Source organism: Aeromicrobium sp. 9AM (assembly GCF_902506105.1).
In the GTDB taxonomy this organism is placed as follows: domain Bacteria; phylum Actinomycetota; class Actinomycetes; order Propionibacteriales; family Nocardioidaceae; genus Aeromicrobium.
Window position 1 is genome coordinate 982,319 of the sequence record NZ_LR733303.1, and the last position, 13,872, is coordinate 996,190.

15 protein-coding genes are annotated in these 13,872 nt (G+C 68.0%); 8 read left to right on the forward strand and 7 right to left on the reverse strand.

The features are described 5' to 3' along the window. Positions 1-37 precede the first annotated feature (37 nt). Positions 38-1,333: a hypothetical protein gene (locus tag BOSE46_RS04935; protein WP_159538811.1), complete on the reverse strand. Its 1,296-nt coding sequence runs from the start codon at positions 1,331-1,333 to the stop codon at positions 38-40. A 419-nt stretch (positions 1,334-1,752) separates the two neighbouring features. On the opposite strand from BOSE46_RS04935, the gene ppdK reads away from it, so the two are divergent. The 5 genes from ppdK to BOSE46_RS04960 all read left to right on the forward strand — a co-directional run bounded on the left by ppdK (position 1,753) and on the right by BOSE46_RS04960 (position 6,856). Beyond that, complete coding sequence (gene ppdK / locus BOSE46_RS04940) at positions 1,753-4,437, forward strand: pyruvate, phosphate dikinase (protein ID WP_159538813.1); 2,685 nt, start codon at positions 1,753-1,755, stop codon at positions 4,435-4,437. Positions 4,438-4,552: 115 nt separating this feature from the next. Next, on the forward strand, positions 4,553-5,197 hold the full coding sequence (locus BOSE46_RS04945; RefSeq protein WP_159538815.1) for a hypothetical protein: 645 nt from the start codon (positions 4,553-4,555) through the stop codon (positions 5,195-5,197). A gap of 38 nt (positions 5,198-5,235) precedes the next feature. Beyond that, positions 5,236-5,469, forward strand: a complete 234-nt coding sequence (locus BOSE46_RS04950; protein ID WP_159538817.1) for a FitA-like ribbon-helix-helix domain-containing protein — start codon at positions 5,236-5,238, stop codon at positions 5,467-5,469. Further along, positions 5,466-5,891, forward strand: coding sequence for a type II toxin-antitoxin system VapC family toxin (locus tag BOSE46_RS04955; protein WP_159538819.1), 426 nt, complete (start codon positions 5,466-5,468; stop codon positions 5,889-5,891). Before BOSE46_RS04950 ends, BOSE46_RS04955 begins: the two co-directional genes overlap by 4 nt. Before the next feature lie 32 nt (positions 5,892-5,923). Beyond that, positions 5,924-6,856, forward strand: coding sequence for an NADP-dependent oxidoreductase (locus BOSE46_RS04960; protein ID WP_159538821.1), 933 nt, complete (start codon positions 5,924-5,926; stop codon positions 6,854-6,856). Here BOSE46_RS04960 and BOSE46_RS21415 read toward each other — a convergent pair. Beyond that, entirely contained in the window at positions 6,843-7,022 is a 180-nt protein-coding gene (locus BOSE46_RS21415) for a hypothetical protein (protein ID WP_236551615.1), read from the reverse strand. The two genes, BOSE46_RS04960 and BOSE46_RS21415, sit on opposite strands and share 14 nt — an antisense overlap. A gap of 266 nt (positions 7,023-7,288) precedes the next feature. Between BOSE46_RS21415 and BOSE46_RS04965 the strand changes: the two genes are divergently transcribed. Next, the gene (locus tag BOSE46_RS04965; RefSeq protein ID WP_159538823.1) at positions 7,289-8,602 is read left to right on the forward strand and encodes an HNH endonuclease signature motif containing protein; all 1,314 of its coding nucleotides are present in this window, start codon (positions 7,289-7,291) and stop codon (positions 8,600-8,602) included. A gap of 31 nt (positions 8,603-8,633) precedes the next feature. Here the strand turns inward: BOSE46_RS04965 and BOSE46_RS04970 are convergent, their stop codons facing one another. Further along, the gene (locus BOSE46_RS04970) at positions 8,634-9,245 is read right to left on the reverse strand and encodes a hypothetical protein (RefSeq protein ID WP_159538825.1); all 612 of its coding nucleotides are present in this window, start codon (positions 9,243-9,245) and stop codon (positions 8,634-8,636) included. Positions 9,246-9,308: 63 nt separating this feature from the next. Between BOSE46_RS04970 and BOSE46_RS04975 the strand changes: the two genes are divergently transcribed. Together BOSE46_RS04975 and BOSE46_RS04980 are read left to right on the forward strand one after the other, a co-directional pair. Further along, the gene (locus tag BOSE46_RS04975; protein ID WP_159538827.1) at positions 9,309-9,674 is read left to right on the forward strand and encodes a hypothetical protein; all 366 of its coding nucleotides are present in this window, start codon (positions 9,309-9,311) and stop codon (positions 9,672-9,674) included. Between the two features lie 28 nt (positions 9,675-9,702). Next, positions 9,703-10,476: a protein NO VEIN domain-containing protein gene (locus BOSE46_RS04980; protein ID WP_159538829.1), complete on the forward strand. Its 774-nt coding sequence runs from the start codon at positions 9,703-9,705 to the stop codon at positions 10,474-10,476. A 3-nt stretch (positions 10,477-10,479) separates the two neighbouring features. Here BOSE46_RS04980 and BOSE46_RS04985 read toward each other — a convergent pair whose 3' ends face one another. From BOSE46_RS04985 to BOSE46_RS05000, 4 genes are read right to left on the reverse strand one after another with little or no spacing between them, the layout of a single operon-like run. Beyond that, positions 10,480-11,415 (reverse strand): sugar kinase, encoded by a 936-nt coding sequence (locus tag BOSE46_RS04985; RefSeq protein ID WP_159538831.1) that lies wholly within the window; start codon positions 11,413-11,415, stop codon positions 10,480-10,482. Next, complete coding sequence (locus BOSE46_RS04990) at positions 11,412-12,041, reverse strand: bifunctional 4-hydroxy-2-oxoglutarate aldolase/2-dehydro-3-deoxy-phosphogluconate aldolase (protein ID WP_159538833.1); 630 nt, start codon at positions 12,039-12,041, stop codon at positions 11,412-11,414. The genes BOSE46_RS04985 and BOSE46_RS04990 overlap by 4 nt, the downstream gene beginning before the upstream one ends. Next, positions 12,038-12,796, reverse strand: a complete 759-nt coding sequence (locus tag BOSE46_RS04995; protein WP_159538835.1) for an SDR family oxidoreductase — start codon at positions 12,794-12,796, stop codon at positions 12,038-12,040. Before BOSE46_RS04995 ends, BOSE46_RS04990 begins: the two co-directional genes overlap by 4 nt. Then, positions 12,793-13,821, reverse strand: coding sequence for a zinc-binding dehydrogenase (locus BOSE46_RS05000; protein ID WP_159538837.1), 1,029 nt, complete (start codon positions 13,819-13,821; stop codon positions 12,793-12,795). The genes BOSE46_RS04995 and BOSE46_RS05000 overlap by 4 nt, the downstream gene beginning before the upstream one ends. Positions 13,822-13,872: the final 51 nt, after the last annotated feature.

Below are 13,872 nucleotides of genomic sequence, written 5' to 3' on the forward strand. Positions count from 1 at the left end.
CGGAATTGAACGCCCGGACTGGACTCTGGACGAAAGCCTATTCCGAAGGAGAGGCTGGCCAAGACCAAAGGCCGGTGGTCCCAATGATGGAACTTCGGATTTCGTCGGGACCAACTACCTTGCTGGACACGTCTCGCAGCGCCCGAAATAGGTCGCGCGTGTCGATCGCGGCGCCGTTGAATGGTTCGAGCGGTGCGAGGTCCAGTGCTGGATTGCTGATCGCTGGAACGGGGCGCGCAGTTGGCGATTCCAATCTGTGCTGGTTGAAGACGAGCAACACCTTCTCCGGGACTCGTTGCTCGTCGAGTACGAACTGCGTTGTCGGGCGCACGACGACTTGGGAGACCTCGTTGCTCTTGAATCCTCCGGTCCACCCCTTGACCTCAACCAGACATGTCCAGTCAGTGGGCTCGCCGTTGAACAGACGCAGATCTTCTAGCGCAACGCCCTGACGATCCTTATGAGTCTCGTCCATCTCTTGGACCGTGAAGCCGAGATCCTCGAAAGCTGACGCGACTGCCTTCTCAAGGTCGGTTCCCGTCGCAGTCAACAGCCGCTGGTGACCCGCGGCCGCCGATGCCGCTTCTGCCTCGATCGCTTGCTCTGCTGCAGTCGATCTAGCGTCGAAGTCAGTCATAGCTGTCTCCCGAGCCGCTTCAATGGCGGCGAGCGCGTTCACAGCTTCCAGCAGCGGGTTTGTGGCCCATTCTGGCGTTGTACGCCAGTCCGGGTCGGCTGGAAAGTGAACGGGGTCGACTTCACGTAACCGTTTGAGAAAATAGCGAAACCACTCTCGATGGTCTGTTGTCTCTTCAGGAAGTGACAGTCTCAGCCCGTGCGAACCATCGCCCGGCCATTCGAATGCGTAGACATACTGCTCTGGAGCAACGGAAATCAGTGGGATAAGCGGGCCGCAGTTGTCAGTCTGAATGTAGGTTTCGGAGCTCCAGAAGTACTTGTCGCCAGCAGGCTCCACGAAAGGCGCAACTGTCCGGCGAAGCAGTCGCGCTTCGTCGGCTGGCAGATCGGGGCAAACGGTCACCAAGCGCGAAGTAGTGCTGAATTCACGATGCATCTTGCTGTATCTGCCTGGCGTTCGTTTGGTGAAACCGACCCCAGTCTCGGCGCCGAACGACAAGACGTGAAGATGGCGGCTGCGGTGCGTGAATGAGCCTCCGAACGAAACCACGCAGTCGAAGTCTGTCTCGTGGGGATCGTCATCCGACGTCACGACGACGGGCGTGGGCACCAGGTCGATGAGCGAGTCGAGGATGGCGGACGGAACATCCTCGAATAGAACGCGCGGGAAGGGCTGCTCATTGAAGACGGTCACAAATCAAACACTATTCGGCCCGTTGGATCTCCGGTCCCGAATCGTGGGGGAGGGGTGCGGGCTCGGCTGCCGGGCAGAGAAAGTGAGCCGGACCTAGTCGGCCAACAGGCTTCGAGATTCGCTGGAGCCGCCTGAATCGGGCTCCTGTAGGGAGTTGGTTTTCCCGGGAGGCGGGGAGGGCTCCCTCGGGGACTCGACGATGCCTCGAACCTTCAAAGGTCACTCCGGTGCCAGAGCGCTAGCGGCCATTCGTACATCGTTCGGTCGGCGCGAGAGGTTTCGATACGCCTTCCGTGCAGAGCTCGGTCGGCTACTCGGCCGGCGAGGGGTCGTGTCTCGCCGCTACTCGACCGGCGCGTGGCAGGCGTCGGGGCCTTTGTCCCTGTGCGGGTGACCCGATTGGGGAGCATGATCGCGATATGACCCAATTCGTGTATGACTTCAGCGAAGGCGGGATGGATCAGAAGGATCTCCTGGGCGGCAAGGGGGCGAACCTTGCGGAGATGGCGAACCTGGGGTTGCCGGTGCCGCCGGGATTCACGATCAGCACCGACGCCTGTCGGGCGTACATGGACGAGGGCAAGGCGCCGGAGGGTCTGACCGACGAGGTCAGCGAGCACCTTGCGGCGCTGGAGGAGGCGCGCGGCAAGAGGCTCGGCGATCCGGAGGACCCGCTGCTGGTGTCGGTGCGGTCGGGCGCGAAGTTCTCCATGCCCGGGATGATGGAGACCGTCCTCAACGTCGGCCTCAACGACGAGTCGGTCAAGGGTCTGGCGCAGGTCGCGGGCGGCGACGAGCGATTCGCGTACGACTCCTATCGCCGGCTGCTGCAGATGTTCGGCAGCACGGTGCTGGGCATCGACGCCGGTGTGTTCGCCGAGGCGCTGGACGCGCTCAAGGCCGAGCGCAACACCGAGAACGACCTCGACCTCACCGCCGAGGACCTGCAGGGACTCATCGAGACATACAAGAGGCTCATCGCCGAGCACGGCGGCCGCGACTTCCCGCAGGACCCGCGCGAGCAGCTCGACATGGCGGTGCTGGCGGTCTTCGACTCGTGGAACACCGAGCGCGCCGCGCTCTATCGCCGGCAGGAGCGCATCCCCGACGACCTCGGCACGGCGGTCAACATCTGCTCGATGGTGTTCGGCAACGGGGGAGACGACTCCGGCACGGGCGTCGCGTTCACCCGCGACCCGGCGACCGGCGCGCAGGGCCTCTACGGCGACTACCTCGTCAACGCACAGGGCGAGGACGTCGTCGCCGGCATCCGCAACACGATCCCGCTCGCCGAGCTCGAGCAGGTCGACAAGAGTGCGTACGACGAGCTGCTCGCGATCATGCAGAAGCTCGAGCACCACTACAAGGACCTGTGCGACATCGAGTTCACCGTCGAGCACGGCAAGCTCTGGATGCTGCAGACCCGGGTCGGCAAGCGTACGGCCGAGGCGGCGTTCCGCATCGCGCACTCGTTCGCCACCGAGGGCATCATCGACCTCGACGAGGCAGTCGACCGGGTGACGGGAGCGCAGCTGGCGCAGCTGATGTTCCCGCGCTTCGACGCCGACGCCGAGCGGCACCTGATCGGCAAGGGCATGAACGCCTCGCCGGGTGCCGCGGTCGGCAAAGCCGTGTTCGACTCGCCGACCGCCGTCGAGTGGGCGGCGAACGGCGACGACGTCATCCTCGTGCGCCGCACGACCAACCCCGATGACCTGGCCGGCATGGTCGCGGCCAAGGGCATCCTGACGAGCCGCGGCGGCAAGACGTCGCACGCGGCCGTCGTGGCGCGCGGCATGGGGCGTACGTGCGTGTGCGGCGCCGACGAGCTCGACGTCGACATCGATGCAGGCAGGCTCACCGCCGCCGACGGCACGGTCATCGAGCAGGGCGACGTCATCTCGATCGACGGCACCACCGGCGAGATCTTCGAGGGCGCCGTGGACGTCGTCGACTCCAAGGTCGTACGCCACTTCGAGGGCGACGAGACCGCGGACGACGACGAGCTCGTACGCGCGGTGGTCGCGCTCATGGACCACGCCGACGACGTACGCCGGCTGGGCGTGCGCGCCAACGCCGACACCCCTGAGGACGCTGCGCGGGCGCGCAGGTTCGGCGCCCAGGGCATCGGGCTGTGCCGCACCGAGCACATGTTCCTCGGCGACCGGCGCGAGCTCGTCGAGCGGCTGATCCTGGCTGACACGCCGGAGCAGCAGCACGAGGCGCTCGACGCGCTGCTGCCGATGCAGCGCAAGGACTTCATCGGCATCCTCAGGGCGATGGACGGGCTGCCGGTCACGATTCGGCTGCTCGACCCGCCGTTGCACGAGTTCCTGCCCGACTACACCGAGCTGGCGGTGCGGCTCGCGCACGAGGAGGAGAACGATCAGGACAAGCCGCGGACGCACAAGCTGCTCACCGCGGTGAAGCGGCTGCACGAGGAGAACCCGATGCTCGGCCTGCGCGGCGTACGCCTCGGCATCGTCATCCCCGGCCTCTACACGATGCAGGCGCGGGCGATCCTCGAGGCCACCGCTGCACGTACGAGAGCCGGGGGAGACCCGCAGCCGGAGATCATGATCCCGCTGGTCGGCTCGCCGCAGGAGCTCGAGCTGATGAAGGCCGAGATCATCGCGGTGGCCGCCAAAGTCGAGAAGGAGACCGGCACCAAGCTGACGTTCAAGGTCGGCACGATGATCGAGCTGCCCCGTGCGGTGACGGTGGCCGACCAGATCGCGAAGTCGGCGGAGTTCTTCTCGTTCGGCACCAACGACTTGACGCAGATGACGTGGGGGTTCTCGCGGGACGACGTCGAGGCGTCGTTCTTCTCGACGTACCTCGACAAGGGCATCTTCCCGGTGTCGCCGTTCGAGTCACTCGACGTCGAGGGCGTGGGCCTGCTCGTCGAGCACGCGGTGAAGGCGGGGCGCCGGGCGCGTCCCGACCTGCACCTCGGCGTCTGCGGCGAGCACGGGGGAGACCCGGACTCGATCCACTTCTTCGACGCGATCGGCCTCGACTACGTGTCGTGCTCTCCTTATCGCGTACCGGTGGCTCGTCTGGAGGCCGGTCGGTCTGCTGCGGCGGGTTCGGCGTCGGCCTGAGGATTCCGTTGTCCACATCATGACGTCCGGTGCCGCGGAGTCCACAGCCAACGACATTCGAGCCTTCGCCGGGCGGGCTGACCCATAGCGTCGCTGTATGGACAGCAGTGCGAACGTGATCGCCACCGCGCCCTCGGCGCACGACCTTGCTCTCGGGATGCGCCAGTTCATCATCGACCAGGCCGGCGGCCGTACGGGAGAGACGGTCGAGCGCTACGTGCGGGCCGCCGACGACCTCGAGGCATTCATGAACAGCGTCGACGTCGAGTCGTGGCTGGGTGCGGAGATCGCAGCGCATCTCGACGCGGAACGACGTCGCCTCGGACCCGGCGCCTTCATCGTGACGCTCGGGTTGGCTTCGCTGATCCGCGTCCTTCCGGCGTTTCTCGCGAACCCGTGGCTGCCGCCACCGGGAGCCCAGCGGCGGACTCACCGATCGGTGGTCCGGCGTCTGAAGACACGCCTGCGGCTTGAAGCGTCACAGAGGGGATGTCTGCGGCGGGAGGACTTCGCTGCCATCGAGAGGGCACTTGGCCACGCCTATTCGCAGGACTATGCCGATCGCACTGCGGGTCGCGCCGGAATGGTCACCTGCACGGTGACTCTGGATCTGGTCGAGCACTTGGTCGACCGCTTGCTGGAGGGCGTCACCGAGGGCAGGTACGAGACGCTCGACGAGGCGATCAGCGCACGGCTCAATCCGGTCCAGGTGACGGTCTGGCGAGAGCCGGAGGAACACTGGGACCACCGCGGCTGGTGATATCGTTGAGAGAGTGTGATATCAGCGAGGAGGACGCCATGGCGGCGGTGACGATCAGGAACCTGTCGGACGAAACGCACCGGGCGCTCAAGGCACAGGCAGCGCGCAACGGACGCAGCACGGAGGCTGAGATTCGCGAGATCCTGGGCGAGGCGGTCAAGCCGCGAGTGGGTCTCGGTGACGTCCTGGCTGAGGTCGGGGCCCGCGTCGGCGGCGTCGAGCTCGATGTCGTCCGGGACACCACCGAGCCAGAAGCGCCGGATCTGCGTTGATCGTCGTCGACACGAACGTCATCTCGGAGCCGCTGCGCAAGGGCCACGAACAGCGCGTACGTGACTGGCTCAATCGCCAGGCGCCGGAGACGCTTTATCTCTCTGCGGTGACGGTGGCCGAGCTGACGCTTGGTGTGGAGCTGCTCTCCGACGGCCGGCGCAAGGACGACCTGAGGGGTGCGGTCCGCTCGTTGATCGCGGAGACCTTCCGCGGGCGGGTGCTGGCGTTCGACGGCGCCGTCGCCCAGGCGTACGCGTCGCTCGTCGCAGACGCCAGAATGCGGGGCCGGTCGATCTCGTTCGCGGATGGACAGATTGCGGCGACGGCGTCCCACCACAGTTTCGCCGTGGCCACCCGTGACACCAGTCCATTCGAGGCGTGTGGTCTCACGGTGATCAACCCTTGGACCGCGGAACCGTGATTCTTCTTGTCGTCGGCGGGTAGGCATGACACATGAAGGCGATCACCTATCAGACATACGGCGACGACCCCGAGGTCCTCGAGCTCACCGACGTCGACGAGCCCAAGATCGGTCCTGACTGGGTCAAGGTCCAGGTCAAGGCGAGCTCGGTCAACCCGGTCGACTGGAAGCTCGCGAGCGGCGGGATGGACGGCATGCTCGACACGTACTTCCCGGTCACGCCGGGCTGGGACGTCGCGGGAGTCGTCGAGTCGGTCGGGCCCGCCGTGACCAGGCTGGCACCGGGCGACGAGGTCTTCGGGTACGTACGCAAGGACGCCGTGCACGGCGGGACGTACGCCGAGAAGGTCTCCGCCCCCATTCGTACGTTGGCCAAGAAGCCGGCCAACGCGAGCTTTGCCGAGGCGGCCGCCATCCCGCTGGCGGGGCTGACCGCGTTCCAGTGCCTCGTGCACGCGCTCGACATCGGCGCGGACGACACCGTGCTGATCCACGGCGCATCCGGGGGAGTCGGATCGTTCGCCGTCCAGATCGCCCGCTCGCTGGGCGCCCGAGTGCTGGGTACGGCGTCGGAGGCCAACCACGACTACCTCCGCGAGCTGGGCGCCGAGCCGTTCACGTATGGCGACGGGCTGGTCGAGCGGGTTCGCGAGGCCATCCCGGAGGGCGTCACCGCGGTGCTGGACCTCAACGGGGGAGACCTCGAGGTCAGCCCCGGCCTGCTGGGCGAGTCGTCCGAGGGGCGGATCGTCTCGATCATCGACCCCGTCGTGAAGGAGATGGGCGGCCAGTACGTCTTCGTGTCACCCGACGTCGAGGACCTGGACGAGCTGGCGGCGATGTTCGACGACGGGTCGCTGAAGGTCGAGATCGCGGCGACGTACGCGCTGGCCGACGCGGGCAAGGCGTGGGAGGACAGCCAGGGCGGTCACACGCGCGGCAAGATCGTCATCACGGTCGACTGAGCAGGCGCTTCAGCACGCGGGTTGCGCGGTTGTCGTACCGATCGGCGAGGGACGGCGGCTGTCGGCGTACGTGACGACCGCATGACTCCATCCAGATCGTCCCGGTCCACCACCGCTTCGTACCGTCGGAATCGCGATACCAGCCCGCAGGCGGTGCGTCGGTCATCGAGCTCCCTCTCGCAATGCCGACTTCCCTCAAAGACGACCCCTCATAGTAGGTCGGAAGTGGTGCAAGCGCTGGGTGAAAGTGGGCTTCGCGTACGTTCGCAAGCGCCGTTGTCCACAGCCCGATCCGGCTCGTTGGAGTCGTGTCAGCGGGCGTCTGTAGGCTGGGACTGGGCACAGTCGTAACAGTGATTATCGCTGTGATTGCAGGAAAAAAGTGGCGTGAAAGTCTTGCGCGATGGCTGAGCTGCTGATTGAATAGAACACATGTTCGAACAGTCGCCTCCCACCCTCGCGGATGTCTCGCGTGCGCTGGACGCGATTGAGCTCGACACGTACGACCGCATGAGTCCACGCGAGCAGATTGCCGCGTGTGAGGCGCTGGGCCGGCTGGAGTCGCGGGTCAAGGCGCACCAGATGGCAGCAGCCGCAGCGGCCGACCGCTCGGAGGCTGCGTCGACGATCGGCGCGGCCTCGACCGGCGCGATGATCGCCAACGGGTTCGGCGGTGATCCGAGTGCGGCGGCTCGTCTGCTCAAGCAGGCCAAGAAGATCGAGGACCTGTCCGCGACGCAGAAGGCATTGGCCCGCGGCGAGGTGTCGCTGGCGCAGGCCGAGCTGATCGCCGACAAGGTCAAGGACCTGCCGGGTGATCCGACTGAGGCGCAACGCGAGGGTTGCGAGACCCAGTTGCTGGACGACGCCAAGAAGCTCAGCCTCAAGGACCTGAGCCGCCGTGCTGACCGCATCACCGAGACCTTCGCGCCCGACGATGTCGATGCGCACGAGAACGAGACCCTCAGGCAGCGCGAAGCCAAGGCTCGCAAGAACTCCTACTTCTGGATGGCCGACCGCAAGGACGGCACATACAAAGGTGAGTTCGTCATCCCCGAGGCCCAGGGCGAGATGCTCAAGAACGCCTTGCAGGCGCTCAACGCGCCCCAGGTCAAGAAGGCCGAGGACGATCCGACGCTGGCCGTCCTCGACGACAAGCCGACCTACGGCCAGCAGATGGCCAGTGCGTTCTGCACCCTCATCGAGCACCTGCCGGCCGACAAGCTTCCCGACACCGCGGGTGTCGGCGTGACGGTGACGGTCAACATCGACCTCAAGAGCCTGATCGACGGGCTCAAGGCAGGCACCCTATCGACCGGCTGCCGGATCTCCGCCACGGAGGCCCGCCGGATGGCTTGCGAGCATGGGTTGCTGCCGATGGTCTTCAACGGCAAGCCTCTCCCACTCGACTGCGGTCGCGAGCAGCGACTGTTCAACCGGGCTCAGCGCCGCGCAGCCGAAAGGCGCGATGGCGGGTGCAGCTTCCCCGGATGCGACCGGCCACCGTCGTGGTGCGTGGGTCATCACGCCCGCAAGCACTGGGCCAAGGGTGGCGCCACAGATCTGGACGACATCGTGCTGATCTGCGCGCACCACCACCGGGTGGTTCACGCTGATGAATGGGACATCCGGTTCGGCGAGGATGGTTATCCCGAGTACGTCCCACCCGCATCGATCGACCCGAGACGAAGGCCGTTGCGGAACTCACGATTCCGCGCCGAAGCCACCACCTCAACCGCCGCCTGAGCCCGTTGCACCGGGCCCATTCGGCATGCCGTCACACCACCGAGGCGATGTCCTCCACCTGCTCGTCGGCCTTGTGCTTGCGTCCCACGATCAGCGCGGCGATCAAGGCGCCCAAAGTGCCGAGCAGCTCGTCGCTGAGCGTGTCCTCGTATGCGCCGTCGAGCTCGGTGCCGCGGCGGATGAAGGTGTACCACTCGCCGAGCTCCCAGCCGACGGCCAGGATCGCGCCGAGGCCGGTGATCGTGAGCACGAGTCCCCATGCCGGGCCGGACCAGACGAGACGCAGCAGCAGGCCGCAGCCCCAGAGCAGCAGCATCCAGTTGAAGAAGTGGTTGGCGTTGTCCCACCAGTCGACCGAGTCGTAGAGGTCGACGGTGTTGCCGGAGACATCGATCAGGAACGGCGACATGATCAGCGCGAACGCACCCCAGGGCAGCTGGTCAACGGGGGTACGCTCGCGCGTTCGCCACCACCAGATGGCCGGGACGATCAGCATCAGCAGCGGATAGGCGAGCAGGCGGTAGCCGAACCCCTTGCCCTCGAACTGGTCGAGCCCGGCGAACGTGCCGACGGCGAGCTGGATGAACGTGAGCGCGAAGATGACGACCGCAGCATAGAAGCCGCGTGTCCTGGGGATCTGCATGGCGAACACCCTCCCACACGATCTCGCCGTGCAAGCGCCGCCGAGCTCGCCTAGCGTCGGAGGATGAAGAAGCCGAGCTACAGCGCCCTGATCTCTGTCGCCACCCTTGCTTACTCCGTGTTCGCCCTGGCCAAGCCGCGTCACCTTGGCAACGCGCTGACGCCGAGCCCGCTGAAGCAGCCCGACTACGACGTCGCCGCGCGTACGTTCGGCGTACGTGACCTGGTCATCAGCGGAATGGCGCTGGCCGCTCCGACCACCGCCGCGCGCGAGCAGGCGATGATGGGCCGCGTCGTGTTCGACCTGACCGACGGGGCGCTGTTCAGCAGCGAGGCGACGACGGCCGGCAGCAAGGCCAAGGTGCTGGCCGTGACGATCGGCTGGGCCGCACTCAACGCGGCCGCGATCGTCGCCGACCGCAAACGCTGACCCGGCATCTCGGGGCTATCCTGACCCGATGCTGCACATTCGCCTCGGCGAGCTCCGCCAAGTCGATCCAGTGGCCGACGACCTCGGCCGCAGCGTCGTCGGCTATCGCGAGGGCATGACCGACGCCCAGGTGTACGAGGCCAATCGTGGCTGCTGGCGTCTGGGTGCACGCGCGCAGGACGAGCGGTACGCGATCTTCAGCTTCAACGGCATCGTCCGCCAGGTCGTCGAGATCTCGAGCGTCGAGCCGGCACCGAAGCGCTCGATGCGCAGCGTCGTCTACGGCCGCGTGCTCGGCCCGGGTGAGCGAATCCACGACGCGTACGTCAACCAGCCGGCGCCGGAGTCGCGTGGGCGAAACCCCATCTCGTACGTGCCGGACACACCTGACATGGCGACACCCGAGCAGAGCGAGGTCTTCCACGTCGGCGACAACGGAGCCGGCTTCGGTGATCCCGCGTCGAACCGCGAGGTGGAGCTCGTGGCGATGAGCTTCGTCAGCGGGCAGTACGCCGTCGACGGCTGGATCGTCGAGGACGTCAGCGCCCTCAACCTCGGCTGGGACATCACCGCCACCAAGGGGCCGCGCGTGCGGCACGTCGAGGTCAAGGGCGTCGCCGGCTCGGTGCCCAAGGTGCTGGTCACCCGCAACGAGCTGCGTGCCGCCGGCCACGACCTCGACTGGCTGCTCGTCGTGGTCACCGATGCGCTGACCGGGCCGCGGCTGCACGAGTTCGGCCCCGAGCAGATCCGCCGACTCGCGGTGCCGCTCGCGTACGAAGTGGACCTCGGCAAGGCCTGAGCGTCAGCGCACGACGGCGTCGGTCACCTCGGCGTCGAGCTCCTGGCGGGTGATCGCGCCCTCCCAGTCGCCCTCGTGGCGGCACACCGCGGCGCCTGCCTTGACCGCGGTGGCCAGGCACTCGGTCAGCGACCGGCCCTCGATCAGCTCGGCCAGGTAGCCGGCGACGAACGCATCGCCGGCGCCGACCGTGTCGACCACATCGACACGTACGGCGCTGGCTCGGGCTCGTCCCGCGCCGGACCGGGCCAGGGCACCGCGCTCGCCGAGCTTGAGCACGACCGTCGACGGCCCCAGGTCGGCGAGCGCCTCGACGGTCTTCCACGGATCGTCGGGCAGGTCGCCCAGCAGGACGGCCGCCTCGTCGAGGCCGGCGAACAGTACGTCAGACCGTGCCGCGAGCTCACGATAGATCGGCGCGGCCGCCTCGCTGCTCCACAGGCGTGACCGGTGGTTGACGTCGAACGAGATCGTGAGGCCGGCGTCGCCGGCGCGGCGTACGGCCTCGGTGACCGTGGCGGCGGCCGAGTCCGACAGCGCCGGGGTGATGCCGGTGATGTGCAGCAGGCCGAACTGCGACCAGTCCACGCCGTCGAGGTCGGCCGGCTCGAGCCTGCTGCCGGCGCTTGCGGTGCGGTGATAGGTCACGAGGGTGCGACCGAGCGCGTCGCGTTCCTTGAGCAGCAAGCCGGTGTGCCGGTCGTCGGTTGGCGCGATGGCATGCACCCCCTCGGCTCGCAGCTCGCGGACCACGCGGCGGCCCAGCCCGTCGGGGCCGACCCGGCCGAGCCAGGTGACCTCCGTGCCGAGGCGGGCAAGCCCGATGGCGACGTTGAGCTCGGCCCCGCCGACGCCGACGCCGAGGTGGGGGGCGGTCACGAGCGCCTCGGACGTACGGATGACGCCGAGGCCCTCGCCGAGGGTGAGGACGCGGGTCATGACGCCGCCAGCATCGAGGCCGTCGCGCGGGCGAGCCGCTCGATCTCGGCGAAGTCGCCATAGGCCAGCGCCGACCGCGGCGTCAGCCAGCTGCCGCTGATCGCGGCGACGGACGGGACGCCGAGGTAGTCCGCCGCATTCGCCAACGAGACCCCGCCGCTCGGCACGAACCTGACGTCGGGGAACGGAGCGGCGAGCGCGTTCAAAAGCTTCGGCCCGCCCAGCGCGCCGACCGGGAACACCTTGAGCAGGGACAGGCCGAGCCGCAACGCGTGCTGCACCTCGGTCGCCGTCGCCACACCTGGGATCACCGCGACCTCGCGCGTACGGGCCTGCGCGACGACGTCGCTGTCGAGCCCCGGGCTGATGATGAACCGGGCCCCGGCGTCGACGCACTCGTCGACCTGGCCGGGGCTGAGCACCGTTCCGGCGCCGACGAGGAAGCCGTCGACCTTGGCCGCCTCGCGGATCGCCTCGATGCCTGCCGGCGTACGCAGGGTGATCTCGGCGCAGCCAATGCCTCCGGCCAGCAGCGCTTCGGCCATCGGCCGCGCAGCAGCCGGATCATCGATGACGACGACCGGGACCATCCGGAGCTGCGACAGCTGCTCGGCGACGCTGCTCATCGCGCCAGCCAGCCACCGTCGACCGGCAGGACGATGCCGCTCACGTAGTCCGAGGCGGGCGAGGCGAGGAACACCGCTGCGCCGGCAAGGTCGTCGGGACGACCCCAACGGCCGGCGGGGATCCGCTCGAGGATGGAGCGTGAGCGGTCCGCGTCGTCCTGGAGCGCCTGCGTGTTGTCGGTCGCGATGTAGCCCGGTGCGATCGCGTTGACCGTCACACCCCGGCCGGCCCACTCGTTGGACAGCGCGCGGACCAGGCCGAGCAGGCCGGACTTCGCGGCCGCGTAGCCGGGCACGTTGATGCCGCCCTGGAAGCTGAGCAGGCTCGCGGTGAAGATGATCTTGCCGGTGCCGCGGTCGAGCATCCCGCGGCCGACGGCCTGGGACAGCGCGAACTGGCTCGACAGGTCGACCTCGAGCACCCGGTCCCACGACGCGAGCGAGTGCTCGGCAGCGGGTGCGCGTTCGATCGTGCCGGCGTTGTTGACCAGGATGTCGACCTCGCGCTCGGCGAGCTCGGCGCCCAGGGCCTCGACCGCGGCCCGGTCGGCGAAGTCGACGGCCTTGGCCTCGAACCGCCGGCCGTGCTTCTCGACGGCGGCTGCTGCGGCGCTGCCCTCGGACTCCATCGAGGCGCTGATCCCGATGATGTCGGCGCCCGCAGCGGCGAGGGCCTCGGCGAAAGCCAGTCCGATGCCGCGGCGGGCACCGGTCACGACGGCGAGCCGGCCGGTGAGATCGAACGGTCCGGTCATGACGCGGCCCCTTCCTGCACGGCGACGAGCATCTTCATCGCGGTCCCGGCCTCGAGGCGGGCGAACGCCTCGCCGGTGGCCTCCAGCGGTACGACGTCGGTGATCAGCTCGTCGGCCGGGATGACTCCGTCGACGATGAGCTGCACGGCGCGATCGAAGTCCTCGCGCTCGTACACCCGCGCTCCGAGGATGCGCAGCTCGCGCCAGAACACGCGCTGCAGGTCGACCGGGCGGGGCGTCGGGTGGATGGCGACCACGACGATCGTGCCGCGCACCTTGGCCAGCGCGGTCGCAGCCAGCACGGCCGCCGGAGCGCCGGAGACCTCGAAGACGACATCCGCGCCGGCGCCGCCGGTCCACTCGGTGACGCTGGCCTCCACGTCCTCGTCGCGCGCGTTGAGTGTACGGAAGCCGAGTTCCTCGACCTGCTGCAGCCGGGTCGGGTCGACCTCGGAGACGCACACGTCGGCGCCGGCATGACGCGCGACGGTGGCGATCAGCACGCCGATCGGCCCGCCGCCGAGCACCACGACCTTGTCGCCCGACGCGAGCTCGGACCGGCGTACGTCGTGGGCTGCCACGGCGACCGGCTCGACCAGGGCCGCGTGCCGCAGCGAGGCGTCGTCCGGCAGGCGTACGACGACGTGCTCGGGCACGGTCCAGAGCTCCTGCAGCGAGCCGGGGGAGTCGATGCCGATGAAGTTGAGGTGGTGGCACAGGTGCTGGTGACCGGCGAGGCACGCCGGGCAGGTGCCGTCCCAGTCGAGCGGCATCACGGTGACCCGGTCGCCGGGGGAGACGGCGGTGACGTTCGAGCCGACGGCGGCGACCGTGCCGCTCATCTCGTGGCCGAACACCAGGGGTCGCGTGACCCGGGCGTCCATGTTGCCGTGGACGATGTGCAGGTCGGTGCCGCACAAGCCGGTGTATGCCACCGCGATCTGCACCTCGCCCGGACCGGGCTGGAGGGGCTCGGCCGGCTCTGTCCGGACCGTCTTGTCACCGACATAATGGGCTGCGCGCAACGACCTGTTCCCTTCAGCTGGAGACCGCACCGACATCCTCGGTTGAATAGG

Excerpts from the sequence above, each read along its gene's own strand:
- ppdK (WP_159538813.1), top strand. The coding sequence starts at position 1,753 with ATGACCCAATTCGTGTATGACTTCAGCGAAGGCGGGATGGATCAGAAG.
- BOSE46_RS04950 (WP_159538817.1), top strand. The coding sequence starts at position 5,236 with ATGGCGGCGGTGACGATCAGGAACCTGTCGGACGAAACGCACCGGGCG.
- BOSE46_RS04960 (WP_159538821.1), top strand. The coding sequence starts at position 5,924 with ATGAAGGCGATCACCTATCAGACATACGGCGACGACCCCGAGGTCCTC.
- BOSE46_RS21415 (WP_236551615.1), bottom strand. The coding sequence starts at position 7,022 with ATGACCGACGCACCGCCTGCGGGCTGGTATCGCGATTCCGACGGTACG.
- BOSE46_RS04965 (WP_159538823.1), top strand. The coding sequence starts at position 7,289 with ATGTTCGAACAGTCGCCTCCCACCCTCGCGGATGTCTCGCGTGCGCTG.
- BOSE46_RS04970 (WP_159538825.1), bottom strand. The coding sequence starts at position 9,245 with ATGCAGATCCCCAGGACACGCGGCTTCTATGCTGCGGTCGTCATCTTC.
- BOSE46_RS04975 (WP_159538827.1), top strand. The coding sequence starts at position 9,309 with ATGAAGAAGCCGAGCTACAGCGCCCTGATCTCTGTCGCCACCCTTGCT.
- BOSE46_RS04980 (WP_159538829.1), top strand. The coding sequence starts at position 9,703 with ATGCTGCACATTCGCCTCGGCGAGCTCCGCCAAGTCGATCCAGTGGCC.
- BOSE46_RS04985 (WP_159538831.1), bottom strand. The coding sequence starts at position 11,415 with ATGACCCGCGTCCTCACCCTCGGCGAGGGCCTCGGCGTCATCCGTACG.
- BOSE46_RS04990 (WP_159538833.1), bottom strand. The coding sequence starts at position 12,041 with ATGAGCAGCGTCGCCGAGCAGCTGTCGCAGCTCCGGATGGTCCCGGTC.
- BOSE46_RS04995 (WP_159538835.1), bottom strand. The coding sequence starts at position 12,796 with ATGACCGGACCGTTCGATCTCACCGGCCGGCTCGCCGTCGTGACCGGT.